This is a genomic window from Streptomyces sp. cmx-4-9 (assembly GCF_046548835.1).
Taxonomy (GTDB): Bacteria; Actinomycetota; Actinomycetes; order Streptomycetales; family Streptomycetaceae; genus Streptomyces.
On the sequence record NZ_JAEBEE010000004.1, the window covers coordinates 313,870 to 340,038 of the forward strand.

The window sequence follows — 26,169 nt, forward strand, 5'->3', positions numbered from 1 at the left end:
CCGCACGGCGTGGACCTGCAATGACGCACAACGCGGGGCTGGTTGGGACCGGTCCCAGGGGAAGCGGCGCCCGCCTGTGCCGCAGCACAGCGGGGGCGGCGGCACAGCGGGCGGCACGACCGCCGTCACCACCGCCGCCCCCGGGCTCGCCCCGGTTCAGGAGGAGTGGGGGCAGTTGCCCCGGTACTCCTCGATGGTCAGGCTCGGCCGCGGCAGCGGGCAGAGGAACTGCTCGTAGCGGGTGTCGTTGTCGATGAACCGCTTCAGCCACGAAATGCTGTACTTCGCGATGGTGGTGTTCGACGAGTTCGGGGTGAAGTGCGTCGCGCCGTTCAGTTCCAGGTACGCCTTGTCCAGCGTGCCCGGCAGGCTCTCGTAGAACGGCTCCGAATGGGAGGCGACGGGCGCGATCGTGTCGCCGTCCGCGCCGACGACCAGGGTCGGCGTCCGGATCTCGGACCAGGTCTTGTCCAGGTTCCAGCCGGTGAGCGGGATCGCCGCCTGGAGCGAGGGCCGGCTCTTGGCCGCTTCCAGGGTGCCGCCGCCGCCCATGGAGTGCCCCATCACGCCGAGCCGGCTGCTGTCGATACGGGACCGCACCGTGCTGCGCTCGGTCAAGTAGTCCAGTGCGGAGAGGAGTTGGCGGCCCCTGCTGTCGGGCTGGTCGAGGGTGGTCAGGGTGTCGATGGTGAAGACGACGAACCCCTGGGAGGCGAGGCGGGGGCCGAGCCAGGCGATGGACGACTGGGAGGCGGTGTAGCCGGGCGAGATCGCCACGGCGCCGAAGGTGCCGTCACCGGTCGACGTCGGATAGTAGATGGTGCCGCCGCCGAAGCCCGTGACGCCCAGGGAGGAGACGCTCGTCTGGGACACCGCGTAGGAGCCGCGGGCGGCTTCGATGCTGGACGTGCTCGGCGCGGGTCCGCGCTCGTACGGGTTCGCCGCCGCGTGGGCGCTGGGAGTGCCCAGGGCCCCCGCGGTGCCGACGGCGAGGAGCGCCGCCAGGGCGGCCCCCAGGGACCGCAGCCGTACCTTCCCGGTCCGGAGGCGGTCCGCGGGCCCGGGGGTGGCGGGGGAGGCGCCGGTGAGGGGGGCGTTCGGGGTGTTCTGCTGCTGCACGACGGAGTCGTCCTCTCGGTCGTGGCGGACCGCGCCGGCCGGGGCGGAGCCCTCGCTGCCGACAGCCCGGGGCCCGTACGCCGCGCCGGCGGTCACCGCCTCGTTCGCTGGCGGGACCACTGTCACGGCGCGTACCGCGGCCGCGCATCGGCGGAATCACCGGCCTCCTCCCGGCGGCGAACCGGGAGGCGGTCAGTACGTCGCTGCCGTGCAGGCCAGGGCCTCGGCGGCCGCCGGCCCGGGTCCGCCGACCGCCTCTGTCCCGCAGGCCGCGGCGCACGCGGCCCGGACGGACCCGTCCCACAGCGCCGCGCAGTGCGCCGCGCAGTGCATGCCGCGGCACCACGGCGACCGCCTCGGCGAGGTGTCCGGTCGACGGGACCCGTAGGGACCCGTTTCGAAGCAGCCTCCCGCGGTCAGAAGACCCATGTCCCGAGCCGGACCGCAGCGGTCCGCCGCCCTTGTCCGTCTCCCGCCCGTCCCTCGACCGACAGATGAGGCCCATGCCTTCCCGTCCTGACGACTCCGGCGCACACCGGCCCCTCCGGAAAGTGCTCACCACCCGGATGCTGTACTTCTTCATCCTCGGCGACGTCCTCGGGGCGGGCGTGTACGTACTGATCGGCAAGATCGCCGCCGAGTCCGGTGGCGCCGTGTGGGTCCCCCTCACCGTGGCCCTGCTCCTGGCGCTCCTGACCGCGGCCTCCTACGCCGAACTCGCCACGAAGTACCCGCGGGCCGGCGGCGCCTCGTACTACGCGACGCGCGCCTACGGCCCCGCCCTCGGGTTCTTCACCGGGTACTGCATGCTGGCCGCGGGCATCGTGTCGGTCGCCGCGCTCGCCCGCGGCTTCGCCGGCGACTACCTCGACGCCCTCGTCACCCTGCCGGTGGTGCTCGTCGCCGTGCTCTTCCTCGTCCTGCTGGCGCTGCTGAACGCCCGCGGCATCCGGGAGTCCACCCGGGTGAACACCTTCGCCACCCTGTTGGAGACGGGCGGCCTGCTCCTCGTCGTGGCATGCGGAGTGTGGATCGTCGTCCGGGGCGACGGCGACGCCGGCCGGCTGCTGCAGCTCGGGACGGAGTCGGCATCCCCCGTGGCGGCCGTCATGGGGGGAGCGGTACTCGCCTACTACTCCTTCGTGGGCTTCGAGACCTCCGTGAACGTCGCCGAGGAGACCCTCGACCCGGCCCGCTCCTACCCGCGCGCCCTGTTCGGGGCCCTCGCGACCGCGGGTCTCGTCTACGCGGCCGTCGGCGCGGCGGCCGCGGCCGCGGTGCCCACCGCCACCCTGGCCGCCTCGGACGGGCCGCTGCTCGAAGTCGTCCGGGCGGCCGGCACCGTACCGCCGCGGCTGTTCGCCTTCGTCGCACTGGTCGCCGTGGCGAACGGCGCCCTCCTGACCGGGATCATGACCTCCCGCCTGACCTACGGCATGGCCGCCCAGGGGCTCCTGCCGGCGTTCCTCACCCGCGTCCTCCCGAACCGGCGCACCCCCTGGGCAGCCATCGCCGCGACCACCGCGGTGTCCGCACTGCTCGCCGCCACCGGCGAGATCGACACCCTGGCCGGCACGCTCGTCCTGCTCCTGCTGGCCGTGTTCCTGGCCGTGAACACGGCCGTCCTGGTCCTGCGGCGCGACGGGTCGGCTCCCGCGGCCCACTTCCGGGCCCCCACCGTGGTCCCGGTGCTCGGTGCCCTCTCCTGCGTGGTCCTGGCGACCCGGATCGAAGCCGAGGTGTGGGTACGGGGCCTGGTGCTGATGGGTGTGGGCGCGGCCCTCGGCGCTCTGATGGCGGTGCGGCGGCGCCGGACGGCGGCCGCGGCGGACGAGGCGCCCCTGCCGCCCTCCCGCTGACCGGGCGGCAGGGGCCGGGTGCACCGGCAGGACCGGCGGGTGCAGCACCGGTCACCCGGCGGATCGGGGGTGGTGTGGGGCGAAGGGGCCGCCGGTTCCGAAGGCGAGGGCGGCGAAGCGTTCGCCGATGCGCCGGTGCGTGGCGGCGTCCGGGTGGAGCCCGTCGGGCAGCGGCAGTTCGGCGAAATCCGCCTCGCCGTAGAGGGCGCGGCCGTCGAGGTGGTGCAGGTGGGGGTCCTCGCCCGCCCGCTGCCGCACGATGCGGGCGAGTTCCTCCCGGATCACGTTCAGGGTGAGTTTCCCGGCGGCCCGTTCCGCCGGATCGCCGGCGGCCCGGAAGCCGAGCCGGCCCTCGGCGAGCGCCGCGAGGTCCGGAGCGCTCGGCCCCGGGGTGTCCTCGTGAAGGGGGCACAGGAGGGGCGAGACGACCAGCAGCGGGGTGGTGGCGTGGCCCTCGCGGATCGTGTCGAGGAAGCCGTGGACTGCCGGACCGAAGGCGCGCAGCCGCATCAGGTCCGTGTTCACGATGTTGATGCCGACCTTGACGCTGATGAGGTCGGCGGGGGTGTCGCGCAGCGCCCGGGCGGTGAAGGGGTCCAGGAGCGCGCTGCCGCCCAGACCCAGGTTGGTGAGCTCCACCCCGGCCAGGGAGCCGGCGACGGCCGGCCAGGTCGTGCTGGGGCTCGCGGCGTCGGAGCCGTGGCTGATGGAACTGCCGTGGTGCAGCCACCGGGTGCGGCCGCGGTCCGGCACCGGCCCGACGGGGGCATCGGTGCGCAGGGCGACCAGCTCGGTGGTCTCGTTGTGCGGCAGCCAGATCTCCACGTCCTTGTCCCGGTCGGGGAGACCGCTGAAGCGGACGGTGCCGACCGGGCCCGGCCGGATCTCGACGGACCCGGTCGCCAGGTCGATCAGCTGGAGGTTGCCGCCGTTCGCCGCGGCCTGTCCGGCCGGGCGGCCGTCGACGAGCAGGTCGTAGAGGCCGTCGGGACGGGGCGGCGCGCCGGCGTAGGCCCGCTTGGTGCGCAACGCGTCCAGCTCGATGACCGTGGCCCGGGTGCGCAGCACCAGCCGTACGCCTGAGGGCTGGGCTTCGGCCATGGCCAGCTGCGGGTCGGAGCACTGGGCCCGGGCCCGGGCGGGCAGCCGGTGGGGGAGCAGGCCGTGGGCGGTCCGCTCCAGGTCGAGGGCGCCCCGCAGGAGGTCGGGGGTGAGGGGCGTGGTGGTCCAGTGGTGTGCGGTGCTCATGGTTCCAGCCTGTCGGTCCGGGATCCGGGGCCCCGGCGTCGGGGGTCCGGGGTCCGGGGTCGGCGGTGGGGGTCAGGGGCGGCGGGCCGGCGCCGGGGCCGGGCCGGTGGCCGGCCAGTTCCGCAGCAAGGAGTCCAGGGCGTCCAGGACCCGTGTCCAGGTCTCCTGGGTGTCGGGGGCGCTGTGGCTGAAGCTGCCGCTCGCCTCCAGGCTGATGTAGCCGTGGAAGACGCTGCCGAGCAGCCGCACGGCGTGGGTCTGGTCCGGCTCCGCGAGGTCGTAGCCGCGCAGGATCGCCCGGGTCATCTGCGCATGGCGGACGCCCGCGCCGGCGGCCGCGTCCTCGGGGGACAGGCGCAGCCGGGCCGCCGTGTACCGGCCGGGGTGCTCGTGTGCGTAGTCGCGGTAGACGTTCGCGAAGGCCGTCAGGGCGTCCTTGCCGGCCCGGCCGGCGAGGGCCTCGGCGACCCGGTCGGCCAGTTCCTCCAGGGCGAGCAGGGCGATCCTGGTCTTCAGGTCCTGGGAGTTCCGCACGTGCGAGTACAGGCTCGCCACCGCGACGTCGAAGCGACGGGCGAGCGCGGAGACGGTCACCTGCTCGAAGCCCACCTCGTCGGCGAGCTCCGCCCCGGCTCGGGTCAGGCGCTCCGCGGTCAGACCTGCGCGTGCCATGACGTCCTCCCGATCGGTTCGGCCCATCATGGGCCTGCCTAAGAGCTTTAGGCAAATCGCCGTGGGCTTTCGGAAGGGGTGTCCTCGGCCGGTCCTGCCCGCCCCGGCCCGGCCGCCTTCCTGCGTGCCCCGGCAGCGGGCGTCGCCGAGAGCGCGGCAAGGACGACGACCAGCCCGCACCCGGCGACGAGCATCCAGCCGGGACGGGAGGCCCGGGCCAGGCGCTCCACGGGGGCATCGGCGACGAAGCCGCCCCCCACCGCGATGCCCAGGGCCGATCCGAGCTGGCGGGCCGTCGAGGTGATGCCACCGGCGACCCCGGCGCGGTCCCGCGGCAGGGCGCTGACCGCGGCATGGGTGATCGGTGCGTTCGCGAAGCCGAAGCCGGTGCCGACGAGCAGGGAGGCCGCAGCCAGGAGCCGGAGGTCGGTACGGTCGCCGATACCCACGAGGCACAGCCTTCCGGCTGCCAGGAACGCCCCCGCGAGCAGCAGCGGCGGCCGCGGACCGGACCGCCCGACCAGCGCCCCGGACGCGGGCGCCGCCGCCGTGGCCGCGAGGGCCATAGGAAGGGTGACGAGTCCCGCCGCCATCGGGCTCAAGCCCCGTACGTGCTGGAGGTACAGGGTGGTGAGCAGCAGGGTCACGCCCAGGGCGGCGAAGAGCGCCACCGCGGCGACCACCGCGGCGGCGAACGGCGGCCTGCGGAACAGCCGCAGGTCCACCAGCGGCTCGGACCGCCGCGACTCCACCCGACCGAAGGCGGCCGCCGCGAGGAGGACGAGGACGTGGCCCGCGAGCACCGGGGGCGCGCCCCACCCGAGGTGGGGCCCCTCGATGAGGACGGCGACCGAGGACGCCACCAGCACGGTCAGCAGCAGCTGCCCCGGCACGTCGAGACGGCGGGGCAGCCGTGCGCGCGACTCGGGTACGAAGAGCGCCGTCAGCACCAGGGCGACCGCGACCACCGGCAGGTTGATCCAGAAGACAGCCCGCCAGCCGAAGGCCGAGACGAGGGCGCCGCCCGCGAGGGGCCCGACGGCCATGCTCAATCCGAAGACGGCCGCCCAGACACCGATCGCCCGCGCCCGCTCCCTGGGCTCGGTCATCACGTCGACGACGATGGCCAGCGCCACCGGGCTCAGCATCGAACCGCCGACACCCTGCACCGCGCGGGCCGCGATCAGCACGCCGGCGTCCGGGGCCAGGGCGCACACCGCGGACGCGGCGGCGAACACGGCCAGACCGGTCCGGAACACGCGCCGCCGTCCGATCCGGTCCGCCACGGCGCCGGAGGTGATCAACAGTCCGGCGAGCGCCAGCGTGTAGGCGCCGACGGTCCACTGGAGGCCGCGGGTCCCGACGTCCAGGCCGCCGCCGATCGCGGGCAGCGCGACGTTCACGGCCGTCGTGTCCAGTCCGACCACGAACAGGCTGAGGCAGCAGACCGCCAGCACCGACCAGCGGCGAGCCGTACCCGGTCCCACGTCCATGAAATACCTCCGCAGTGCTCCGTACTGCCCGGCTGGGCAGGGCACCAACGTCAGGCCGAGGCGGTCGGTCCGGGTAGGAAACTTGCGAAGGCCGCAAAAAGCTGCCTGAGCCCGGGGCGCGGAGCGCGAGACTGGCGGCATGGACGCCGACATGGAGCAGATGCTCACCGCCATCGGGCCGAGGCTGCGCGCCCTGCGCCGCGACCGCGGTCTGACCCTCGAAGCGCTGTCGGGGCTGACCGGCATCTCGGTGAGCGGGCTCTCCCGGCTCGAGTCGGGCAAGCGCCGCCCGACCCTGGAACTCCTGGTGCCGCTCGCGCGGGTCCACCGCATCGCGCTGGACCAGCTCATCGCCCTCCCGGCGACCGGCGATCCGCGCGTCCACCTGACCCCGCTGCGGCACCGCCGCAACGGCAGCGCCCTGGTCCCGCTGACCCGGTACCCCGGCCGCCTGCGGGTGTTCAAGCAGGTGATCGCGCCCGGGCCGCGCACCCTGGTCACCCACGCCGGCTACGAGTGGCTCTTCGTCCTCGCCGGTGAGCTGCTGCTCGTCCTGGGCGAGCGCGAACTCACCCTCGGGCCGGGCGAGGTGGCCGAGTTCGACACGGCGGAGCCGCACTGGTTCGGCCCGGCCGGCGACCGTACGGTCGAGATCCTGCACGTCTTCGGCCCCCAGGGCGAGAAGGCCCGCATCCGCGCCCGCCCCGGCACCCGTCAGCCCTGAAACCCACTCAGCCCGGCTGTTCGTGCAGGACGCGGGCGCCCGCGGCGATCACCTCGGCCAGCCGGCCGGCCAGAGCCGCGTTGCAGCCGCCCAGGTGGACGAAGCCGTGGCCGCCGACCGGGCCGTCGTTGCGCAGCGAGGGAAGGGCGACCCCTGCGCACGCCAGGGCCGCGGCCAGGCGGTCCACGGCCTCCTCGCCCTCCTGGTAGGCGGCGTCCTGGCGCCTGGTGTACTCGATGCGCTCGGTGCGGGTGAACTCGTCCGTCATGACGCTGCCCTCTCGTGGTCGGTGCCCGGGGTGGATGCGACGCGCCGTGGCGCGACGAGGAAGCAGGCCGCGGCCCGTGGACCGCCGCCCCGCCGCCCGACCGGGAGCCGGCCGCCTCCGCCCTGTACGGGTAAGCCCGAGTGGTCCCTCGTCATGGTCGCCTCCCTGATCGCTGCCGGTGTCCCTCTTCCTAGCAACCTGCGCAAGAACACCGTCCGCGACGCATCCGCGAGGAAAGAGCCGTGCAACTCGTCCTCCTCACGGGTGAACAACTGCCAAGTGCGGGGCACGACATGCGCCCAAGGGGTACGGTCTGCTCTTTCCGACCGGCCGCCGCACGCCCTCCCGGGAGACCACCCGCCGTCAGGGGTCGCCCTGCACCCGGCCGTGCAGATGCTCGTCGTGCCACCCGTCTGCGGGGAACAGGGCGCTGCGCAGGGTCCCTTCCCAGGCGAACCCTGCCGTGGCCGCCACCCGGCACGATGCCGGGTTCGCCACGGAGTGGGTGATCCGCAGCCGGTGCAGGCCCAGTTCGTCCGGAGCCCACCGGCTGGTGCGAGCGGTCGCCTGACCCCAGGCTCCGCGGCCGCGCCGGACACCACGACCCGGCAAACCTTCCCGGGCACAGCACCAGTACAGGATCTCGGCGCTGCCGCCCGCCGGATCGATGTCGGCGAGCCCGATCAGGCCCAGCGGCTCGCCGTCCGCGCGACAGCGGGCCGGGCCGGTTCCCGTGCCGGATCTCCGGATCGTGGCAGGACCTGACAGGGCCGGCGTACCGCTCCTCCCACGCGCGCAGGCAGAGGCCGTCGGCGAGCGGGAACACCGGCTGTTCGCCGCGGCACAGGGTGCCGGCCGCGAGCACGGGGGGTACGGCATGCATCCACCCGTCATGCCCCCGCGCCGGAACGCCTCAAGCGCAGGTCGCAGCGGTGGTGGCGGAGTCGAGGTGCTGAGTGGTCCCGGCGCGGCTAGCCTGAGTCAGTGAGAGCCGCAACTGCGGGGCACGCCCGCGGTGGCCGTCCCTTCCGTGACGACGGAAGCCGACGCCTCCGATGTGCTTCCGCCTCGGGGGATCGGCGTGGCGTGCTGCCGCGTCGCGGGTGACGAACGCGTGTACCGCGGTCGGCGGCTACGCAACCGATCCGCACCGCACCTCGTGCGGCTGCGGCCGCCCCTCAGGCTGTGAACCGGGCCCGGGAGGCGGAGGAAAGGGCAATTCCCATGCAAGTAAAGAGAGTGAAGCGCCTCTTCGTCGTGTCCGCCGCGGGCCTGCTGATGGCCGGTGGCGCCGCGCTCGGCACCGCGGGTGCAGCGTCGGCCGCGACCCCGGCCCAGCCCGTCAGTTACGTCACCGGCGGTGACTGCGGTGGCGGTGGCGGGGGTCACGGCGGCTGGTACCACAACAGCGGCTGGGACGACGATGACGACGACTACGGCTACGGCGGCCACGGCGGCTACGGCGGTCACGGCGGCCACGGCCACGGTCACGGTCACTGAACCCCTCCTGTCGACGACGCGGTGCGCAGCCCCCTACGGAGCCGCGCACCGCGCCCTTGTATGCCCGCGGTCGCCGACCCCGGCCCGAACACCCGCGCCGCACCGCGCCCCCCGCACGGGCCGGCGCAGGCGGGCAGGGCGGGCAGGGCGGGCAGGGCGGGTAGGGCGGAACGGCGCCGCCGGGGGTCCTGCCCCACTAGCGTGGTGCAGGACCCCCGGGAGGACGCATGAGCGGTGAGCCCTGGCCGGCGCGGCTCTCCCCGCGCACGGCGAAGGCAGTCGTCGAGCTGCCCGAGCACGCCAAGGAGTTGCTGCGCGACGTCCTCGACGTCGCCGCCCGCTCCCCCTGGGGCTTCGCCCAATGGGACACCACCGATCCGGAGGGCGAGGACGTACGGGCCGCCTCGGTCGGTCGACTCGGCGTCGTCTACTTCGTGAACCGCAGCAGGCGGCGCCTGTCCGTCCTCGAAGTCGTCTGGCTCGGCTGACCCCCCGCGCGCACCCCGCCCGCACCCCGCCCGCACCCCGCGCGCACCCCGCCGCAGCCGTCGCGCCTCGTCGGGGGCCGCCCGCCGAGGCCCCAGACTGTGCAGGTGACTTCCCCCGTACGCGGCCGAGGCCTTGGCCGAGGCGTCTCCCAGCTCATTCCCCAGGCGCCGGCCGTTTCCCCGGCCGGCCAGGCGGCGACCGTCCTCGCCGCCCTGCAGAGCGTGCCAATCCACCTGGGTGTGCTCCAAGCCGCCGTGGTGCTGCTCGAATCCACCGCCTGCGCCTCCCACGACGCGCAGACCCGCGCTGCGGCCGCCGCCACCGTCGACCTGCTGCGCGCGGCGATGGAGAAGGCCCAGGCCCCGGCGCAGGACGCCGGGTCCGTACCGGCCGCCCTCGGCCCCTGCTGAGCCGGTACGGCAGGACGCGTGCGCCCCGCAGCGCGACAATGGCCCCATGGCCGGCCCAGGGACACCACCGGAAAGCGGCCGCCCCCCGGGCGGAGGGCGCTACGGGGAGCGGGTCTTCCGTCCCGAGCAGGGCGGTGAGGGCGACCGGATCGACCTTGGTGCGCTCGCCTACGACGACACGACCATGGCCCGGCTGCGCAGCCTGGGCGCGGGTCCCGGCTGGACCTGCCTGGACATCGGAGCCGGCACCGGCACGGTGGCGCGCCGGCTGCTCGGCGAGGCGGGCGTCACGGAGGTGCTCGCCGTGGACCGCGACACCCGGTTCCTCGCGGAACGCCCCGTACGGGGGCTGACGCTGCTCGCGGCGGACATCACCTCCGACGACTTCGCCCCGGGGCGGCTCTTCCACCTCGTCCACGCCCGGTTCGTGCTCATGCACCTGCCGGACCCCGAGCAGACCGTCACCCGACTGAGCCGGCTCCTCGCCCCCGGAGGCGTCCTCGTCGTCAGCGACGCCGTGGACCTGACGACGGACTCCGCACCCGAGACCCCGTACACCCGGGCGATGCGCGCGATGTGGCAGGGACTGCGCGCCACCATCGGGACGGACGTGACCCGGGTGCCCGAACGCCACGAGCTGCTGCGGGCCGCGGGACTGGAGCCCGTGGCGGCGGAGATCTACGTACCCCCGCTCACTGCGGGCAGTGCCATCAGCCGCTTCTGGGCCGACACCTGGGACCGGGCGCGGGAGGCCATGACGGGCACCGGGCTGGTCGACGACGGCCGGATCGAGGAGGCGAGGCGCTACCTGGACTCCCCGCAGTGCACCGGCCTGTCGCCGGGGATGCTCACGGCGTGGGGGTGGAAGCAGCCGTAGGGGAGGGGCCGGGCGGCCCCGGTGGCCGGGCCTGTGGTGCCGCGCCGCCGTCCCGTGGGGCGCTCCCGGCCTCGCGCAAGGCAGTGCGCACCGACCAGAGGACCGACACCAGCGGCACCGCCACCACGGCCCCGACCACCCCCGCCGCGATCGCCCCGGCGATCACCGAGACGGCCACCACCAGCGGATGCAGCCGGACGGCCCAGCTCATGACCAGCGGGTGCAGCACATGGCCCTCGATCTGGCCGATCACCACGATCAGGGCGATCACGATCACCGCCACCAGCGGACCCCGCGACGCGAGCGCCACGACGGCCGCGACCGCCAGGGCGACCGGAGAGCCGATCAACGGGATGAAAGCCGCCGCGAACTCCAGCAGCGCCAGGGGAACCGCCAGCGGGACCCCGAGCAGCCACAGGGCCAGCCCGACGAGGACCGCGTTCGTCGCGGCCACCAGCACGATCCCGTGCGTGTACCCGGTGAAGGTCCGCCAGGCCGCCTGCCCGCCGATCTGCGTGCGTTCGCGCGCGGCGGCCGGCAGCTGCCGGAGGAACCACGCCCACTGCCGGTCCCCGGAGTGGATGAAGAACACCGAGCAGAACAGTGCCAGCGCCAGGGTGGTGAAGACCTCCACCAGCTGCCCCGCCCCACTGAGGGCCTGGCTGAGCAGGGTGGACCGGTGGCTGGACAGGTACTGCCCGATCCTGGTCTGGATGTCGGAGAGGGCGTCCGGGGCCAGCCGGAACGGCGGCCGCTCCAGCCAGTCCTCGATCCGGTCGATGCCGTCCCGGAACTCGCGCACCAGCGTCTCCCGCTCACCGGCGACCGCCTCGCCGACCACCGCGAGGACACCGAGGACCAGGGCGGCGCTGCCGAGCAGGGTGAGGGCGACGGCCAGCGGCCGGGGCATCGCGCGGGCGGCCACCCCGGTGGGCGGCCGCAGCAGGGCCGTGACCACCAGGCCGAGGAACACGGCCACGCCGATCTCGTGGAACCGCCCCAGGACGGCGAACAGGGCGTAGACCGCCGCCCCGACGGCCAGCAGCCGCCACGCGTAGGCGGCGGCCGTACGGAGGAACGGAGCCACCGGCGGCGGCGTGGCGGGCTGCATGGCCATCGAGGTACCACGGCGGGGGCCCCGGGCCACGCCCGGGCCCCGACATTCGCCCGGCCTGTACCCCTCCGGGGTCCGTACGGGCCAACGTGGCGCCTCGCTGTTCGCCGCGGGCCCGGGCGGGGCCCGCGGGGCTCAGGGGCTGAGCGTGGCGGTGAGCTGGGTGCGGTTGCGGATGCCGAGCTTGCGGTAGATCCGGCTGAGCGTCGCCTCGACGGTCTTGGCGGAGACGAACATCTGCTGGGCCGCCTCCTGGTTGGTGGCGCCCGCGCAGACCAGGGCCGCCAGTCTCCGCTCGTGCTCGGTCAACGCCGGAGCGGGCCGCGCCGCCCCGGGCGCGGCCGGGGCGGGGGAGCGGCCGGCCAGATGGGACAGGTGGTCCTCGGCCAGCAGCGTCCACGGCCGCGCCCCGGCTTCCGCGAACACCGTACGGGCCGCCTCCCAGGCGGTCCGGGCGGCCGCCGCCCGGCGCCGCCGCCGCTCCACGCGCCCGCGGGCCAGCCGGGTCCGGCCCGCCTCCACCGGACGGCCGAGCACGGTGAAGGTCCGGGCCGCGTCCTCCAGGAGTTCCACGGCCTCGTCGTGCTCACCGGCCAGGTGCAGGCAGGCGGCCCGCGACCGGGTCAGGGCGGCCCGCAGCGCGGCATGGCCCGGGTGCGGGCCGACGGCGTCCTGCATGCGGTCCAGCAGGTCGTACGCCCGGGCGGTGCGGCCGGAGGCGGCGAAGGCCTCCACGGCGTCGGCCTGCCAGCGCAGGACGGCCGGGTCGACGGCGCCGCCGTACGCCTCCAGGGCGTCGACCTCGGCAAGCGCCGTCGCCGCCTGCTCGACCTGGCCGTGGTGCAGGTGCACGGCCCCCAGGATCCACAGGCAGCGGGTGGTGTGCAGGGCGTCGTGCTCCTCCCGCGAGGCGCGCAGGCCCTGGGCCGCGTACCGCAGGGCCTGCGGGAAGCTGCCGCCGTGGCTGTGCGCGAGGGCGGCCGTGTACCAGGCGGGCCCGGGGGACAGGCCGGCCGATGCGGTGAGGTCCACGGCCAGCGCCGCCCAGCGCAGGGCCCGGGAGCAGGCGCCCAGACCGCAGTCCACCTCGGCGAGGCTGCGCCAGAGGTCGACGAGGTCCTCGGCCTCGCCGGAGGCCTGCGCGTCCGGCAGCAGGTCTGTCAGGGCGCGGCGGGCCTGCGCCAGCCGCCCGTCGAAGACCGCGTGCCGGGCCGCCAGGTACTCGGGGCTGTTGCGGATGCCGATGCGCGGCGGCGGTACGGCGAGGGCGAGCGCCGCGGCCAGGGTGGCCGGGGCGCTGTCCACCCGGCCCAGGACCCGCTCCATCCGGGCGGCCATGGTGAGGGCGGCCGCCTCCAGGGGCGTGTCGCCGCACTGGCGGGCCAGGGCGGTGGCGGCGTCGGCGTGGTGCAGGGCCAGAGCAGCGTCACCCGCCGCCACATTGGCCTGCACCGCGGTACGGAGTTCCACGGCGGCGAGCAGCGCCGGGTCCTGGCAGGCGGCCCGCCGCGCGGCGGCCAGCAGCGCCCCGGTCTCGGCGAGGTCCTGGCCCCGGGCGTCGGCCACCGCCAGCAGGGCGTTCACCTGCTGGGCGGGGCTGCCACGGTCCTCGGCGATCCGGGAGGCGGCCTCCTGCGCGAGATCGGCGGATCCCGCCGCGGCGGCGTCCCGGGCGGCGCCGCAGAGCCGGTCCAGCCGTAGCGCGGGCCGGTCGGCGGGGGTCAGCCGGGCGGCCAGCATCATCAACTCGGCGGCGAGCAGGCGCTCGCCCGCCCCGCGGGCCAGCGCCGCCGCCTGCGCGGTGTCCTCGGCCGTGGCCTGGTCGGCGGTTTCCTGAGCCAGGGCGCGGTGCCGGGCGCGCTGGACGGGGTCGTGGACGGCCCCGGCCAGGGCCGCATGGATGCGGCGGCGCTCCGGGGCGGTGGCCGTCGCCGCGGCCGCCTCGGCGAGTGCGTCTGCGGCGAAGCGGGTCCGGGGCGGGGCCGCGCTCTGCGGCCCGTACGCCTCGTCGGGGGTGAGCAGACCGCAGCGGACGGCGTGTTCGAGGTGGTCCTCGGCGTGCGGGCAGCCCGCCCGCCGCAGCAGGTCGGCATCGGGGTGCCGGGCCAGCGCGGCCGTCTGCAGGCTGGCCCGCACCTCGACGGGCACCGAGACCAGCCAGTGCGCGGCGAGGTCACGGACCTGCCGTCGGCCCGGCAGCGCGTACGGGGCGCCGGCGGAGTCCCCGAAGGAGTCGGGCAAGTCCCGCGACGCGGCCAGGGCGCGGCAGCCGGCCGCCAGCAGGGCGCGGTTGCCGCCGCAGTACCGGTGCACGGGCGCCGCCCAGCGGGCGGGCAGGCCGGCCCGCTGCAGCGCAGCCGCCGTCTCCAGGCGGTCCGCGGGCGGTACGGGCAGCAGCGGAGGGTGCCCGCCGAGCAGACGGGCGGCGTACCCCGGGTGGGCCGCGGTGCGCTCGGCCGCCACCACGGCCAGCCGGCCGGGCGGCAGGGTCCGCGCGCAGTGGCCGATCGCCGCCGCACTGGCCGCGTCCACCCACTGGGCCCCGTCCACGAGGAGCAGCACCGGCGACCCGCCGCCGAGGAACTCGGCGAGGGCGAGCCGCAGCCGCAGGGCCACGGCGCCGCCCCCCACCCCGCTGCCCGGGCCGCCCGCACCGGCGTACGGGTCCTGCGCCGGGACGGCCGCAGCGGTGCGCGGGTGGTGCTGCGCGCCGAGTGCGGCCGGGTACGGGTCCTGCGCCGGGACGGCCGCGCCCGGCCGCGCCCGCCCGGGGCCGCGGCCGGGCGCGGCGGTGCCCGGCTGCTGGTCTGCGCCGACCGCGGCGTCCGGATACCGCGGCCCCGCGCCGCCTGCGGCGGCGTCCGGTACGGGGGCACCCCGGTCCGCGGAACCCCCTGGAGCGCCGCCCGCCGCCAACGCGCCGCACGCGCCCGCGCCCGTGTCCACGACCGCCTCCGGTGTGCGAACGGCCGGGGGTCCGCCGTCCCTTGACGCACCGCCCGACGCCTCCGCGGCCAGGGCCTGCGGCCCCGCGGTCCGGCGGGGCGGGCAGGCCCCCAGGACCCCGCCCAGGTCCAGGACCTGGGCCAGCGCACCGTACGGCACGTCCTGGTCCCCCTCCTGGGTGTGGATGCGCAGTCGGCGCCAGTCCGGGGGCACGTCCAGGCCTTCCAGCAGGGTGGTCTTACCCGCACCCCACGGCCCCGAGACCGCGAGCCGTCCGTACCGCTCCAACAGCCCGGCGGCCGCCGCCGCCAGAGCAGCCCAGCCGTCCGCATCCCAGCCGTCCGCATCCCGGCCGTCCGCGTCCACGCTGCCCGCGTCCCGGCCGTCCGCGTGCAAGCCGTCCGCGTCCCGGCCGTCCGCGTCCAAGCCGCCCGCGTCCCGGCCGTCCGCGCTCCCCGTCCCCGCGCCGGTGCTCCCGTGTCCGTTCACACCCGCACGCTAGGCGCCGGCCGGCCTCCGGCACAGCCCGTCCGCGTCCGGCAGCCCGAGCGCAAGGGATATCCCGGATACCCGGAGCGGCCCCAGGGCGCCTGCCCCGGCCCCGCCGCACCCCCGCGCCTGCGGCTCCAGGCCGGTGCGGAGCGCACCCGCACCGTTGCGGCGTCCGTTATCCGGCGCGTGCGATGCAAGGGCGTGCCCGGATACCGCCGCCGGCGCCGGGCCGTGACGCTGTGGGCCATTCCGGTCGGCGGACCGCCCCGCAAACCGACCCCAAGGCCCGAGGCCCCGAGGCCTTAAGGCCCCAAGGCCCCGGCGGTCCGCTCCCGGACGCACCAGCCCGCGGGTGATTCCCCGTCACCGGCGGCCCCCCTTGCCCGAAAGGAACGCTCCGCCCATGCGCGTTGCACCCCACCGGTCCCTGCTGACCGGCCTTGCGGCTGCGGCCACCCTGGCCGTACTCGGTGCGATGCCGGCCCATGCCGGCTCCACCCCCGCACCGGCTCCCGCCACCCCCCAGGTCCCCGCGGACGTCCGGGCCGCCCTGGCCCGCGACCTCGGACTGACCGACGACGCCGTACGCGACCGCATCGCCGCCGAACACGAGGCGAGCCGGGCCGCGACCCTGATACGGGCCGGCCTCGGCGACCGCGTCGCCGGCCTGTGGTTCGAGGCCGCCGACGGCCGCCTCCATGCTGCCGTCACCGGCGCCGCCGAGGCGGCCGCGGTCCGGCGGACCGGCGCCACGGCCCACGAAGTCCAGCACACTCGGGCGCAGTTGGACGAGGCCGCGCAGACCGTCGGACGCTGGGCCGAGGGCGTGCCCGGACTGCTGTCCTGGGGAACCGACGTACGCGGCAACCGGGTCGAGGTCACCGTCGACCCGGACCGCTCCTCCGCCGAGACGACGGCCCTGCGCACCCGCCTCGCCGGCCTCGGCGACCTGGTGCGCATCGTCGAGTCACGTGACCGGCCCCGCCAGCAGGGCGGCAGCGTCGTCGGCGGCGAGAAGTGGACACCCGGCAGCGAGAGTCCCTGCTCGATCGGGTTCCCGGTCACCCGCACCAGCGGCGGCGCACAAGCCTTCCTGACCGCCGGCCACTGCACCAACGACGCCGACCAGCCCGCCTACGGCAAGGACGGCAGCCGCGTCGGCACCTCCAACAAGGGCGGCGCGGGCAGCGTCAACGCCCGCGAGGGGGATTTCGGGATCGTGGACGTCGACCAGGCGGCCTGGGCCCTGGCCCCGACGGTCTCCGGCTGGGGCAAGGGCGACGTCACCCTCACCGGCTCCGCCGAGGGCGTCGTCGGCATGGCCGTATGCCGCTCGGGCCAGACCACCGGCTTCCAGTGCGGCGAAGTCACGAAGGTCAATCAGAGCGTGGACTACGGGAACGTCGTCATCGACGGCCTCTCCTACTCCAGCGCCTGCTCCGCGGGCGGCGACTCCGGTGGCAGCTACGTCAGCGCCACCGGCGGCAAGGCCGTCGGCCTGCACTCCGGCGGCGGCGAGGCCACGTGCTCCGGCGGCAGCGGACAGAAGTACACGATCTTCCAGCCCGTCAACGAGGCCCTCGCCCGCTTCGGCGCCACGCTGAAGACCTCCGCCCCGCAGCCCGGCGAGGTCACGGTCGCCGCCGTCTCCGCCAAGACCACCGCCACCGGCACCCCGGTCGACTTGAAGAACAGCGCCGAGGGCGGTACCGCGCCCTACACCTGGTCCGCGACCGGCCTGCCCGCGGGCCTGTCCATCGCGGCGGCCACCGGCACCGTGACGGGCACCCCGACCACCGCCGGCACCTCCCAGGTCACCGTCACCGCGACCGATGCCGCCGGCAAGAAGGGTTCCGCCTCCTTCACCTGGACGGTCGCCACCCCCGGCACGGGGGCTCCGGTGCTGACCGACCCGGGCAGTCAGAACGTGTACGCCGGACGCCCCGTCAGCCTGCCGCTGAAGGCCACCGGCGGCACCGCGCCCTACACCTTCTCCGCGGTCAACCTCCCGGCCGGACTCGGCATCAACGCCTCCACCGGGGTGGTCTCCGGGACCCCGGCCGGCTGGGGCTTCCGCAATGCGACCCTCACCGTCACCGACGCCGCCGGCAGGAAGGCCTCGGTGACGGTCACCTTCACCGTCTGGTCGTAAGTCCCGCCGGGCCCCGTACGGCCGTCGTCTCCTGATCACGTGGGGGCAGGAGACGACGGCGCCCCGCGCCCGAAGTCGGGGCGGCCCCGACCTTTCGGAAGCCCTCCCGCGGGCACGGAGCCCCGGACACCGCCCCGCCGGGTCGGGCAGGATACGCACGTGCACACGACGGAACTGGTCAGCAGGGCGGCCGCGCTGGCCGCCCGGGGGCCCCGGCGGATCCTCGGCATCGCCGGGCCGCCGGGCGCCGGGAAGTCGACCCTCGCGGCGCAGCTCGGCGACGCCCTGGGACCGGAGCGGGCCGTGGTGGTCCCGATGGACGGCTTCCACCTGGCCCGGGCCGAACTGGACCGGCTGGGACGGGCCGACCGCAAGGGCGCCCCGGACACCTTCGACGCAGCCGGGTACGTGTGCCTGCTGCGCCGGCTGCGCGCGCCGGGCGGCCCCACTGTGTACGCACCCGCCTTCGACCGCTCCCTGGAGGAACCGGTGGCCGGCAGCATCGCCGTCGCTCCCTCCGTGCCCCTGGTCATCACCGAGGGGAACTACCTGCTGCACGACGCGGGAGAGTGGGCTTCGGTGCGGTCGCTGCTGGACGAGGCCTGGTACCTCGCCCCGGACGAGGCTCTGCGCGTGGACCGGCTGATCGACCGGCACGTACGCCACGGCAAGGACCCGGCGTACGCACGCGCCTGGGTGGAGCGCTCGGACGAACCCAACGCCCGGCTCGTCGCCCGGAGCCGACGCCGCGCCGACCTGGTCCTCGACACGGGCTGACCGCGGCCCCGGGGGGTCCCGCTCGGCACCCCCCCCGCCCTGCGCCGCCGCGGCCTGCTGTTCCCCGACGGCCGCACCTGCACGGACCCCGACGGGCGCGGCGGGTCGGATCAGGTGCTGCCCGGCTCCGCCGCCGGTTCCCGGAGGGCGTCGAGGAGGGCGGCGAGCGCGGGGTCGCCCGAGGCGCTCTTGCGCACCACGGCCCGGATCAAGCGGATCGGTTCGGGCCGGCGGACCCTGCGCACCACCACGCCGGGATGGCGGTGGGCGAGCCCCATGTCCGGGATCAGGCAGACGCCGAGGCCGGCGGCCACGAAGCCCTGCGCCGTGGCGTAGTCCTCGCTCTCCACGACGAACCCCGGGCTGAAGCCGGCCGCGGCGCAGGCGTCGAGGACGACGTCGAGGCACGGCCCGGGCCGGTCGCTGCGGATCCACGGCTCCCCGGCGAGTTCGGCCAGGTCCAGCAGGCGCCTGCCCGCCAACCGGTGCCCGAGGGGCAGCACCACGCGGTAGGGGTCGTCGGCGAGGTGGACGAAGTGCAGGCCGCCGTGCGGCTGGGCGGGCGGCCGCACGACCACGGCCAGGTCCGCCCGGCCCTCGGCCACCTCGGGCAGCGGGTCGGCCGGGTCGGTCATGCCCAGTTCGACCCGTACCCCGGGGTGCCGGGTGCGGAACCGGGCGAGCGCCGGGGCGACGAGGGCGGCTCCGGCGGTGGCGAAGTAGCGGACCGAGAGCACGCCCGTACGGCCGGCCCGCAGGTCGGCCAGGGCCGTCTCGGCCTGGGCCACCTGACTGCTGACGGCCGCGGCGTGTTCGCTGAGCAGCAGGCCGGCCCGGGTGGGCCGGATGCCGCGGCCGACCCGCTCCATCAGCGGCAGCCCGGCCTCCTTCTCCAAAGCCGCCACCTGCTGGCTGATCGCGGACGGCGTGAAGCCGAGGCGGTCGGCCGCAGCGGTGATGGAACCGCTGGTGACGACCACGTGGAGGATCTGCATGCGGCGCACATCAAGCATGTAGCACAGCTTAAAGGTGGTGTAGAAGCTTTCGCTTGTCCTGTGGTGAACCGCCCGGCAGCATCGCTGGGGGATAGCGGCCGCCACGAGAGGAACAGCACATGGTCAACGGAAGGCGCGGCACGTGACGGGCGGAAGGCGCAGCACATGATGAACGGTCAACGGGGCTCCCTGCTCCGCATGGTGGCTCTCGCCCTGCTGTGGGGATCGGCCTTCCTCTGGATCAAGGTGGCTCTCGGCAGCGGCCTGACCCCCTTCCAGATCGCCTTCGTCCGGTCCGCTCTCGGTGCGGCCGTCCTGCTCGCGCTGGCGCGCGCCGCCCGGCAGCGGCTCCCTCGGGACCCGTCCACCTGGGGGCACTTGGCCGTCGCCGCCTTCTTCTGCAACGCCCTGCCCTTCCTGCTCTTCGGGATCGGCGAGCGGACCGTGGACTCCGGTCCGGCCGGCGCCCTGCACGCGACGACCCCGCTGTGGGCCGTGGTGATCGGCGCCGCCATCGGGACGGAACGCCGCATCGGACCGGTCCGGATCGGCGGGCTGCTGCTCGGCTTCGGGGGCGTGCTGGTGATGTCCGCACCCTGGCAGGACGCGAGCCTCCCGGTCGGCGGCGCCCTGACCCTGCTCGCCGCCGCAGCCTCGTACGCCGTCGGATTCGCATACATGGCACGGAGGTTGACCGGCCGTGGCATCGAGCCGCTGGCCCTCGCGGCGGCTCAGCTGCTCGCCGCGACGGTGCTCGCCGTACCCGGGCTCTGGGCGGAGGGCGCGGGCCTCACCCTGCCCGGGGACCTCGGGCCGGGGGCCGTCCTCGCCGTGCTCGTCCTCGGCGTCTTCAGCACCGGATTCACCTTCTACCTCAACTACCGCCTGATCGCCGACGAAGGGGCCACCAGCGCCGCGACCGTCGGGTACCTGCTGCCGGTCGTCTCGGTGGCGCTGGGGGCGCTGGTCCTCGACGAGGCGGTCGGCCCGCGGGTGCTCGCAGGCGCGGCGGTCGTCCTCCTGGGCGTCGCCGCGACCAGGCGGCGTACCGCGGCCGCCGCCCCGGACCCGGAGCCCGTCCGCCGGGCACCCGCCCCCCACCGCAGCACCAAGCGGACGCCCGCTGCCACACCGCGTACGCCCCCGGCCGGGCGGGCGTACCAGCCGCAGCGGATCGGACCGGTGTCGAGGCGGTACGTCACTCCGCCGCGGACCGGCGAGCCGCTCGCCCGGATGCACTGCTCCGCCGCATCGAACCAGGTGGACAACGGGCCCGCGTGATGGCGGTAGTTGGCCGGATGCTCCTTCGGCAGTGCCCGGACACGGTCACTTCGCGCAGGTGTCCTCGTAGGCCACACCGGACGCATTGCGTGCCCATTCGTCGGCGGACAGGCCGGTTCCCACGATCCGGCAGGCGAGGCCGACAGGGTCGGTGACGGTGGCGGGCAGGTCTCCGAGGCTCCACAGCCGGACGTCGCCGCCCGCCCTGGGGACCACCGCCAGGCTCTTGCCGTCGGAGCTGAACCGGATGTCCGCAGCCGTCACCTCCAGCGTCGCCGCCAGGGCCGGCTCCGCGGGGTCGGACACGTCCCAGAGGTGGACGGCGCCGAACTGCTCGGCGGTGGCGAGGAGCCGGCCGCCGGGGTGGTAGACGAGCCGGCGGGGGTTCTTCACCGGCACGGAGCCGGCCGGGGCGTAGCCGATGTCCGGCCCCACCAACCATTGCTCGACCTCGCCCTCGCGCCCGGAGTCCGCTGCCAGCCGGTGTCCGTCGGGACTGAAGGCCGCCTCGTCCATCCCGCGCAGCGAGGAGGGCGCCGGGGCGCCTTTGCCGGCCGGCCGTTTGCCGTGGCGCACCCGGACGGGAGCCGACGGATCCGACACGTCCCAGACGGACTCCGGCAGGGCCAGCAGCCTCCCGTCCGGACTGAAGACGGCGGGGGTGTCCGCGACGATCCAGCGTCCCGAGCCGGGCCCCTGGCCGTCGGTGTCCGTGAGGAGCTGTTCGAGCGAGTCCTGCAGGTACGTCCGGACGGGCACGGCCGGGCCGGTGTCCCAGAAGGCGACCCAGGTCCGCCCGACCGGCAGTTCCTTCCCCGTGGCGACGAGCATCGCCGTGCGGGGATGGAACGCCAGCGAGGCCACGCCCGTGGGCGTGGCCAGTACGGCGCCGCGCCGCGGCCGCCCGGGGTCCGAAACGTCCCAGAACACGACCTCGCCGCGGGCCGCGGTGGCATCCGAGAGCGTGCCCACCGCCAGGGCCGTGCCCTCCTTGTTGAAGGCCAGCGTCCTCGCCTGCCTGCCGGGGTCGTTCGCCAAAGGCGGCAGCTCGCGCGGGTGGGCCGGGTCGCTGACGTCCCATTGGTGGACGCCGTCCGCGTAAGCGGCCACGGCCAGCCGGCGGCCGTCCGGACTGAACGCGGCTTCGGACAGGTCCCCCGTCCCGGTCGGGAGGACGGCCGTGGACGCGGGCGCGGCCGGCGGGGTGACCCGCCAGCGCCAGGCCGTGCGGGATGCGTCGGCCACCACGACGTGGCCGCCGTCGCCGCTGAACGCGAATGCGGCGGGTTTCGCCGGAGCGGGGAGCCGCGTCGGCCCGGAGGGCCGGTCGGGTCGGGCGAGGTCCCACAGCTGGGTCCGCCCCCCGTCGGACGCCGAGACGAGGGCGCGGCCGTCCGGCCGGAAGGCCGCCTGCGTGACCCTGGCCGGATGGTCCAGCACGGCGACCTTGACGGGGGCGGCCGGATCGGTGAACTGCCACAGGGTCAGCTCGTGCCCCCTGCCCACGGCGAGCACGGGGGCCGTCCCGCTGACCGCGAGCGTGCCGTCGTCGTAGCCCGGCGCGCGGTGGACGGCGCGGGGGCGCCGCACGTCCCGGACGTCCCAGAGCTGCCAGCCGGAGGGGTGGGTGAGGGAGCCCGGCGCGAACGAAAGGTCCTTCGACCGGGTGGCCGCGGCGGTGACCAGGGTCTGCCCGTCGGCACTGAACCGTACGGCGTCCGCGTCGACGGCCTCGGTCGGTTCGGCGAGCCGGCGCGGGGACGCGGGATCGCCGGTGTCCCACAGCTCCAGCAGCCCGCTCCCGCTGTCGTCCCCGGCGCCCCCGGCCACCACCGCCAGGGTTTTGCCGTCGGGGCTGAAAGCCGCGTCCACCACCTCCGCGAGGTCCGTGCGGAACGGCAGGCGGCGGGGGCGCTCCCGGTCCGCCAGGTCCCACAGGGACAGCTCGCGGACCGGGGGATGGCTGAGGACGCCGCCCGTGACGACCGCCAGGGTCCGCCCGTCGGGGCTGAGCGCGACCTTCGACACGATGTCGGGGAATCCCGTCAGGGTGGCGAGCCGTCGCGGCCGCACCACGTCCGTGGTGTCCCACAGGTCGAGCGACTTCACGCGGTCGCCGCCCGCGGCCAGCAGCGTGCCGCCCCGGAGGAGGACGGCGACGTCGTCCACCGGGCTCAACGCCCCGTCGGGCGACGCCCCGTCGAGCCGGGTCTGCTGCAGCGTGGCCAGCAGTCCACGGCGGCCCTCGGCCGTGGGCTCGACCTGCTGCGCAGCCAGGCTGAGCTGCAGCGACTTCCGGGGGTCGCCATCGCGCAGGCTCTCAGCCCGGGCCCGCAGCGCCTGGCCGACCGCCACCCTGCTCTGGGCCTCAGCGTCCATCCGCGCCTCGTCGGCCCGGCGGCCCTGGACCTGCGCCGCGACCATGCCGGCGACGGCGAGCAGCGTGAGGGCGGTCAGCGCCGCCACCGAGCCCCGGAGGAGGGCGGTGGCCCGCCGTGCCTGTCGGACCGAGGCGCGAAGGAAGCCGGCGGCAGTGGGACCGGCTCCGTCCTGCCCGGCCCGGGCCGCCCAGTCGCGGGCGGCGTCCAGGCGGCTGCCCCGGTACAGGTGGGCCCGGTCGTGGTGCGCGCGGGCCCAGGCGGCGGCGTCCTCCTCGATCTGCTGGCGCAGCAGGTTGTCGGCCCGGTAGGTGTGCACCCAGTCCCGTAGCCGCGGCCAGGCCCGCAGGAGGGCCTCGTGGCTGATCGCCACGGTGTCCTGGCGCCGGGTGAGCAGCCGTCCCGCGGTGAAGGCGGACAGCACGGCCTCGGCGCTCTGCCGGTCCAAGCCCTCGGTCAGCCGTGCGGTGGGCACGGTCCGGCGTGTGTCGTCGACGCCCTCCCCGATGTGGACCAGCCGGCGGAACACCGTCTCGGCAGCCTTTTGGCCGTGCGGGTCCAGGCCGGAATAGGCGTCTTCGGCGCTCTCGGCGACGGCCCTCTCGATACGGCCCGTCTCCTTGTACCCCGCCACCGTCATCAGCGAACCCTGCCGCCGCTGCCAGGTCAGCCTCAGGGCGTGGGCCAGGTGCGGCAGGAGCCCGGCGTCGTGGCTCTTCTCGGGTCCCGCCGAGACGCCGAGGTCGTCCAGCAGCATCTCGACGAGCCCGTCCTGCACGTCCAGCCCGACCGCGCGCGCCGGGAAGAGGACGGCCTCGCGCAGCTGCGTCTCGTCCATCGGGCCGACGAGGACCTGCCGGTGCTGCAAGGCCTCGCGCAGCGGCCGGTACTCGGCGCCGTGCGCATAGAAGTCCGCCCGCAGGCCGTAGACGACCAGTGCCGGACCGCCGGCCCGGGCCAACCGGTCGAGCGCGGTGACGAACCGGTCCCGTTCGCGCCCGTCGGTGACGAGGGTGAACAGCTCCTCGGCCTGGTCGACGACCACGACCAGCCGGCCGGCCTGCCGACCCGCCAGAGCGGCCCGCAGTCCGTCCGTGAACTCCGCCGGCCCGTCTTGCAGTTGCCGCGCCACGTCCTGGGGCCGGGCGTCCGTCAGCGCGGCCAGGTGCGTGGCCAGCGCGGTCATCGGGTCGGCGGTCGGGGTGAACACCAGGCAGGGCCAGCGGCGCGAGCCCGGTAACGCGCCCCGGGCCAGGTCCGGGACGAGACCGGCCCGCAGCAGCGAGGACTTGCCGGCACCGGAGGGCGCCACCACGGCGAGCGCACCACCCTGGCGCAGGCAGTCGTCCAGACGGGCCGTCAGGCGGGCGCGCAGCGCGTCCCGCCCGAAGTACCACCGCGCCTGTTCGAGGCCGAAGGCGCCCATTCCGGGATAGGGGCACTCGTCCCCGGCGTCCGACCCCGGCCTGACCCGGTCCACCCGGTGGCTGCCGTCCCAGTAGTGCAGGTGCAGGTCCCGGCCGGCGATGTACTGGCTGTCGGCCGCCAGGTAGATGGTGCCGGACCCCGAGGCGTACGCCTCCATCCGGACCTCGGGTCCGCTCGCCCCGCCGGTCACGGGCCGGTGATGTGCATGTCGCCCCCGGACATGTAGATACGGGCGTCGTCCGAGGCCGTGCCGTGCATCTCCACCCGGTTGCCGCGGACGGGCTCCGGCGCCAACGGCGGCAGTTCGGCCAGGAGTTCGCGCAGATCGTCGGCGAGCGCCGGGTCGGCGGCCAGGAGCCGCTGCAGCCGGTTGCGCCATTCCGCCGTCAGGCCCGCCTGCGTGGTCTCGTCGCCGGCCCGCCGGGCCGCCAGCAACTCGGTCCGTACCGCGACGAGTTCCGCCCCGACCGTCTCGGCCTGCCCGGGACGGGACCGCTGCCAGAAGGCGGTGACCGCCGACTTGGCCTGCTCCCAGGCGTCCGTGGCCAGCAGTCCGACGACCGTGGTCGCGGCCGACGACGCCAGTGCCACCAGTGCTGCATCCATGCCCAAGCCCCCTCATCGGTCCGGCGTTCATTGTGCACGCCGGACGTGGGTCCGCTTCGACGGCCCCTCCGCCCGCCGGAGCGGACCGGTCTGTTCCGGACACGGCCTCCGGTGGCGGCTCAGGACCCCGCTCGCACGAGAGCGGGCACGGTCAGGGCGACCCCGCCCCGCGGCGGCGACACGGGGTCGAACTTCCGCCGGCCATGGCCGGGTTTCCGCCCGGCGGTCGTCGTCAGCCGTTCTGCGGAGGCAGCTCCAGCGAGAGGTGTGCGGACAGGGCGCGCAGGAAGTCCGGCGCGTCGAAAGCCGCTCCGGCGGAGGCGACCCCCACCGCCCGCGTCCGCCCCGCGAGGATGCGTCCCACCGCTTCCACCGCGAGGGGCGCGCTGACGGCGTAGATGTCCCGGCCGCGTGCGACCGCCCGCCGTTCCACACCGCCCGAGCGGACCACGACGTCGACGAGGAAGGTCTGGGCGGACCGCCCGTCCTCGTCGACCGCGGTCGGCGCCGGAGTGTCCGGGGCCGCCAGCTCCCGGGCCGCCTCGACCGTCATGTACGTGCGCACCTCGGGGACGTCCAGATGGCTGGGCACGGTGACCACATCGGCCATGGTGAACTCGCCGATGACCTCCCGGGTCTTCATCGGCTCGGGGAAGGGCCACTTCAGCGTCGGCGCCGCGTCGTCGCGGTACTCCAGCCGCCCCTGGCTGAAACGCACCCGCCGCCCGTCCCGGCGCTCCCTCGAGACCGCGCCGGCCGTGCGCGTCCCGACCGTGGGGTGCCACCCGTTCAGCCCGTACGCGACGTGCACCTCGTCGGGCGCCGTCCAGTCGCCGGCCGCCGCGCTCACCAGCAGGTCACCGAGGCCGCCGAAGAACGCCATCGCCGGGACCACCAGGATTCCCGCCGCCCGGGCACGGTCCCCGAACCGGGCGAACGTGTCGAGGTTCGCCTCGATCTCCGCCGCCACGTCCACGTAGGGGATCCCCGCCCGCAGGGCCGCCTCGACCACGGGGGCGGCGGTCGTCGCGAAGGGCCCCGCGCAGTTGACGACGGCTGCCGCCCCGGCCAGTGCGCGGTCCAGGGCCGCCGGATCGTCGACCGAGGCGGGCCGTACCTCCAGCCCCGGCCGCTCCGCGGCCAGGGCCCGCAGCTTCACCTCGTCCCGCCCGGACAGCAGCGGCACGAAACCGCGGGCCTGCAACTCCGCCACCACGAAACGCCCCGTGTGCCCGTAGGCGCCGAACACCGCCACCGTCTGACCGGTCGTCATCACTTCTCCGTTACTCGAACCATCGATATGACCATCCTGTCGGGGCCTGCCCCCCACCACGAGTGTCC

General features: G+C 75.6%; 21 protein-coding genes. 9 read left to right on the forward strand and 12 right to left on the reverse strand.

From position 1 onward, the window contains the following. Nucleotides 1–156: 156 nt before the first annotated feature. Complete coding sequence (locus tag ACLJTM_RS15085) at nt 157–1,119, reverse strand: alpha/beta hydrolase family protein (RefSeq protein ID WP_411104322.1); 963 nt, start codon at nt 1,117–1,119, stop codon at nt 157–159. Nucleotides 1,120–1,685: 566 nt separating this feature from the next. On the opposite strand from ACLJTM_RS15085, the gene ACLJTM_RS15090 reads away from it, so the two are divergent. Continuing rightward, nucleotides 1,686–2,978 carry an APC family permease gene (locus tag ACLJTM_RS15090; RefSeq protein WP_411104323.1) on the forward strand — a complete coding sequence of 431 codons (1,293 nt, stop codon included), beginning with the start codon at nt 1,686–1,688 and terminating at the stop codon, nt 2,976–2,978. 51 nt (nt 2,979–3,029) lie between these two features. On the opposite strand, the gene ACLJTM_RS15095 is transcribed toward ACLJTM_RS15090, so the two are convergent. The 3 genes from ACLJTM_RS15095 to ACLJTM_RS15105 all read right to left on the reverse strand — a co-directional run bounded on the left by ACLJTM_RS15095 (nt 3,030) and on the right by ACLJTM_RS15105 (nt 6,391). Then, nucleotides 3,030–4,226 carry a GDSL-type esterase/lipase family protein gene (locus ACLJTM_RS15095; protein WP_411104058.1) on the reverse strand — a complete coding sequence of 399 codons (1,197 nt, stop codon included), beginning with the start codon at nt 4,224–4,226 and terminating at the stop codon, nt 3,030–3,032. A 72-nt stretch (nt 4,227–4,298) separates the two neighbouring features. Beyond that, entirely contained in the window at nt 4,299–4,898 is a 600-nt protein-coding gene (locus ACLJTM_RS15100; protein WP_411104059.1) for a TetR/AcrR family transcriptional regulator, read from the reverse strand. A 47-nt stretch (nt 4,899–4,945) separates the two neighbouring features. Then, nucleotides 4,946–6,391 (reverse strand): MFS transporter, encoded by a 1,446-nt coding sequence (locus tag ACLJTM_RS15105; RefSeq protein ID WP_411104060.1) that lies wholly within the window; start codon nt 6,389–6,391, stop codon nt 4,946–4,948. 139 nt (nt 6,392–6,530) lie between these two features. Here ACLJTM_RS15105 and ACLJTM_RS15110 point away from each other — a divergent pair, with 139 nt between their 5' ends. Then, the gene (locus tag ACLJTM_RS15110; RefSeq protein ID WP_411104061.1) at nt 6,531–7,115 is read left to right on the forward strand and encodes a helix-turn-helix domain-containing protein; all 585 of its coding nucleotides are present in this window, start codon (nt 6,531–6,533) and stop codon (nt 7,113–7,115) included. A 7-nt stretch (nt 7,116–7,122) separates the two neighbouring features. On the opposite strand, the gene ACLJTM_RS15115 is transcribed toward ACLJTM_RS15110, so the two are convergent. Both ACLJTM_RS15115 and ACLJTM_RS15120 read right to left on the reverse strand, forming a co-directional pair. Then, a complete protein-coding gene (locus tag ACLJTM_RS15115) occupies nt 7,123–7,383 on the reverse strand; it encodes a hypothetical protein (protein WP_411104062.1) in 261 nt (86 codons plus the stop codon). 363 nt (nt 7,384–7,746) lie between these two features. Continuing rightward, nucleotides 7,747–8,277 (reverse strand): GNAT family N-acetyltransferase, encoded by a 531-nt coding sequence (locus ACLJTM_RS15120; RefSeq protein ID WP_411104063.1) that lies wholly within the window; start codon nt 8,275–8,277, stop codon nt 7,747–7,749. Nucleotides 8,278–8,607: 330 nt separating this feature from the next. Here ACLJTM_RS15120 and ACLJTM_RS15125 point away from each other — a divergent pair, with 330 nt between their 5' ends. The 4 genes from ACLJTM_RS15125 (at nt 8,608) to ACLJTM_RS15140 (ending at nt 10,659) form a co-directional block, all read left to right on the forward strand. Next, nucleotides 8,608–8,883 (forward strand): hypothetical protein, encoded by a 276-nt coding sequence (locus ACLJTM_RS15125; protein WP_411104064.1) that lies wholly within the window; start codon nt 8,608–8,610, stop codon nt 8,881–8,883. Between the two features lie 227 nt (nt 8,884–9,110). Continuing rightward, entirely contained in the window at nt 9,111–9,371 is a 261-nt protein-coding gene (locus ACLJTM_RS15130) for a hypothetical protein (protein WP_411104065.1), read from the forward strand. A gap of 105 nt (nt 9,372–9,476) precedes the next feature. Beyond that, the gene (locus ACLJTM_RS15135; RefSeq protein ID WP_411104066.1) at nt 9,477–9,782 is read left to right on the forward strand and encodes a hypothetical protein; all 306 of its coding nucleotides are present in this window, start codon (nt 9,477–9,479) and stop codon (nt 9,780–9,782) included. A 46-nt stretch (nt 9,783–9,828) separates the two neighbouring features. Continuing rightward, entirely contained in the window at nt 9,829–10,659 is an 831-nt protein-coding gene (locus ACLJTM_RS15140; protein ID WP_411104067.1) for a class I SAM-dependent methyltransferase, read from the forward strand. On the opposite strand, the gene ACLJTM_RS15145 is transcribed toward ACLJTM_RS15140, so the two are convergent. After that, nucleotides 10,631–11,770 carry an AI-2E family transporter gene (locus ACLJTM_RS15145; RefSeq protein WP_411104324.1) on the reverse strand — a complete coding sequence of 380 codons (1,140 nt, stop codon included), beginning with the start codon at nt 11,768–11,770 and terminating at the stop codon, nt 10,631–10,633. The genes ACLJTM_RS15140 and ACLJTM_RS15145 overlap by 29 nt on opposite strands. A gap of 138 nt (nt 11,771–11,908) precedes the next feature. After that, nucleotides 11,909–15,208, reverse strand: a complete 3,300-nt coding sequence (locus tag ACLJTM_RS15150; protein WP_411104068.1) for a LuxR C-terminal-related transcriptional regulator — start codon at nt 15,206–15,208, stop codon at nt 11,909–11,911. Nucleotides 15,209–15,614: 406 nt separating this feature from the next. On the opposite strand from ACLJTM_RS15150, the gene ACLJTM_RS15155 reads away from it, so the two are divergent. Then, a complete protein-coding gene (locus ACLJTM_RS15155) occupies nt 15,615–17,363 on the forward strand; it encodes a putative Ig domain-containing protein (protein ID WP_411104069.1) in 1,749 nt (582 codons plus the stop codon). A gap of 159 nt (nt 17,364–17,522) precedes the next feature. Continuing rightward, nucleotides 17,523–18,140, forward strand: coding sequence for a nucleoside/nucleotide kinase family protein (locus tag ACLJTM_RS15160; protein ID WP_411104070.1), 618 nt, complete (start codon nt 17,523–17,525; stop codon nt 18,138–18,140). 110 nt (nt 18,141–18,250) lie between these two features. Here ACLJTM_RS15160 and ACLJTM_RS15165 read toward each other — a convergent pair whose 3' ends face one another. Then, a complete protein-coding gene (locus ACLJTM_RS15165; protein ID WP_411104071.1) occupies nt 18,251–19,153 on the reverse strand; it encodes a LysR family transcriptional regulator in 903 nt (300 codons plus the stop codon). Between the two features lie 147 nt (nt 19,154–19,300). Here ACLJTM_RS15165 and ACLJTM_RS15170 point away from each other — a divergent pair, with 147 nt between their 5' ends. Then, nucleotides 19,301–20,416, forward strand: a complete 1,116-nt coding sequence (locus ACLJTM_RS15170; protein ID WP_411104072.1) for a DMT family transporter — start codon at nt 19,301–19,303, stop codon at nt 20,414–20,416. Between the two features lie 45 nt (nt 20,417–20,461). Here the strand turns inward: ACLJTM_RS15170 and ACLJTM_RS15175 are convergent, their stop codons facing one another. From ACLJTM_RS15175 to ACLJTM_RS15185, 3 genes are all read right to left on the reverse strand, one after another. Further along, nucleotides 20,462–24,412 carry a hypothetical protein gene (locus ACLJTM_RS15175; protein WP_411104073.1) on the reverse strand — a complete coding sequence of 1,317 codons (3,951 nt, stop codon included), beginning with the start codon at nt 24,410–24,412 and terminating at the stop codon, nt 20,462–20,464. Then, nucleotides 24,409–24,828 carry a hypothetical protein gene (locus ACLJTM_RS15180; protein WP_411104074.1) on the reverse strand — a complete coding sequence of 140 codons (420 nt, stop codon included), beginning with the start codon at nt 24,826–24,828 and terminating at the stop codon, nt 24,409–24,411. The genes ACLJTM_RS15175 and ACLJTM_RS15180 overlap by 4 nt, the downstream gene beginning before the upstream one ends. Nucleotides 24,829–25,060: 232 nt before the next feature. After that, on the reverse strand, nt 25,061–26,101 hold the full coding sequence (locus tag ACLJTM_RS15185) for a saccharopine dehydrogenase family protein (RefSeq protein WP_411104075.1): 1,041 nt from the start codon (nt 26,099–26,101) through the stop codon (nt 25,061–25,063). Nucleotides 26,102–26,169 lie beyond the last annotated feature (68 nt).

Excerpts from the sequence above, each read along its gene's own strand:
- ACLJTM_RS15090 (WP_411104323.1), top strand. The coding sequence starts at position 1,686 with ATGCTGTACTTCTTCATCCTCGGCGACGTCCTCGGGGCGGGCGTGTAC.
- ACLJTM_RS15095 (WP_411104058.1), bottom strand. The coding sequence starts at position 4,226 with ATGAGCACCGCACACCACTGGACCACCACGCCCCTCACCCCCGACCTC.
- ACLJTM_RS15100 (WP_411104059.1), bottom strand. The coding sequence starts at position 4,898 with ATGGCACGCGCAGGTCTGACCGCGGAGCGCCTGACCCGAGCCGGGGCG.
- ACLJTM_RS15105 (WP_411104060.1), bottom strand. The coding sequence starts at position 6,391 with ATGGACGTGGGACCGGGTACGGCTCGCCGCTGGTCGGTGCTGGCGGTC.
- ACLJTM_RS15110 (WP_411104061.1), top strand. The coding sequence starts at position 6,531 with ATGGACGCCGACATGGAGCAGATGCTCACCGCCATCGGGCCGAGGCTG.
- ACLJTM_RS15115 (WP_411104062.1), bottom strand. The coding sequence starts at position 7,383 with ATGACGGACGAGTTCACCCGCACCGAGCGCATCGAGTACACCAGGCGC.
- ACLJTM_RS15120 (WP_411104063.1), bottom strand. The coding sequence starts at position 8,277 with ATGACGGGTGGATGCATGCCGTACCCCCCGTGCTCGCGGCCGGCACCC.
- ACLJTM_RS15125 (WP_411104064.1), top strand. The coding sequence starts at position 8,608 with ATGCAAGTAAAGAGAGTGAAGCGCCTCTTCGTCGTGTCCGCCGCGGGC.
- ACLJTM_RS15130 (WP_411104065.1), top strand. The coding sequence starts at position 9,111 with ATGAGCGGTGAGCCCTGGCCGGCGCGGCTCTCCCCGCGCACGGCGAAG.
- ACLJTM_RS15140 (WP_411104067.1), top strand. The coding sequence starts at position 9,829 with ATGGCCGGCCCAGGGACACCACCGGAAAGCGGCCGCCCCCCGGGCGGA.
- ACLJTM_RS15145 (WP_411104324.1), bottom strand. The coding sequence starts at position 11,770 with ATGCAGCCCGCCACGCCGCCGCCGGTGGCTCCGTTCCTCCGTACGGCC.
- ACLJTM_RS15155 (WP_411104069.1), top strand. The coding sequence starts at position 15,615 with ATGCGCGTTGCACCCCACCGGTCCCTGCTGACCGGCCTTGCGGCTGCG.
- ACLJTM_RS15165 (WP_411104071.1), bottom strand. The coding sequence starts at position 19,153 with ATGCTTGATGTGCGCCGCATGCAGATCCTCCACGTGGTCGTCACCAGC.
- ACLJTM_RS15170 (WP_411104072.1), top strand. The coding sequence starts at position 19,301 with ATGATGAACGGTCAACGGGGCTCCCTGCTCCGCATGGTGGCTCTCGCC.
- ACLJTM_RS15180 (WP_411104074.1), bottom strand. The coding sequence starts at position 24,828 with ATGGATGCAGCACTGGTGGCACTGGCGTCGTCGGCCGCGACCACGGTC.
- ACLJTM_RS15185 (WP_411104075.1), bottom strand. The coding sequence starts at position 26,101 with ATGACGACCGGTCAGACGGTGGCGGTGTTCGGCGCCTACGGGCACACG.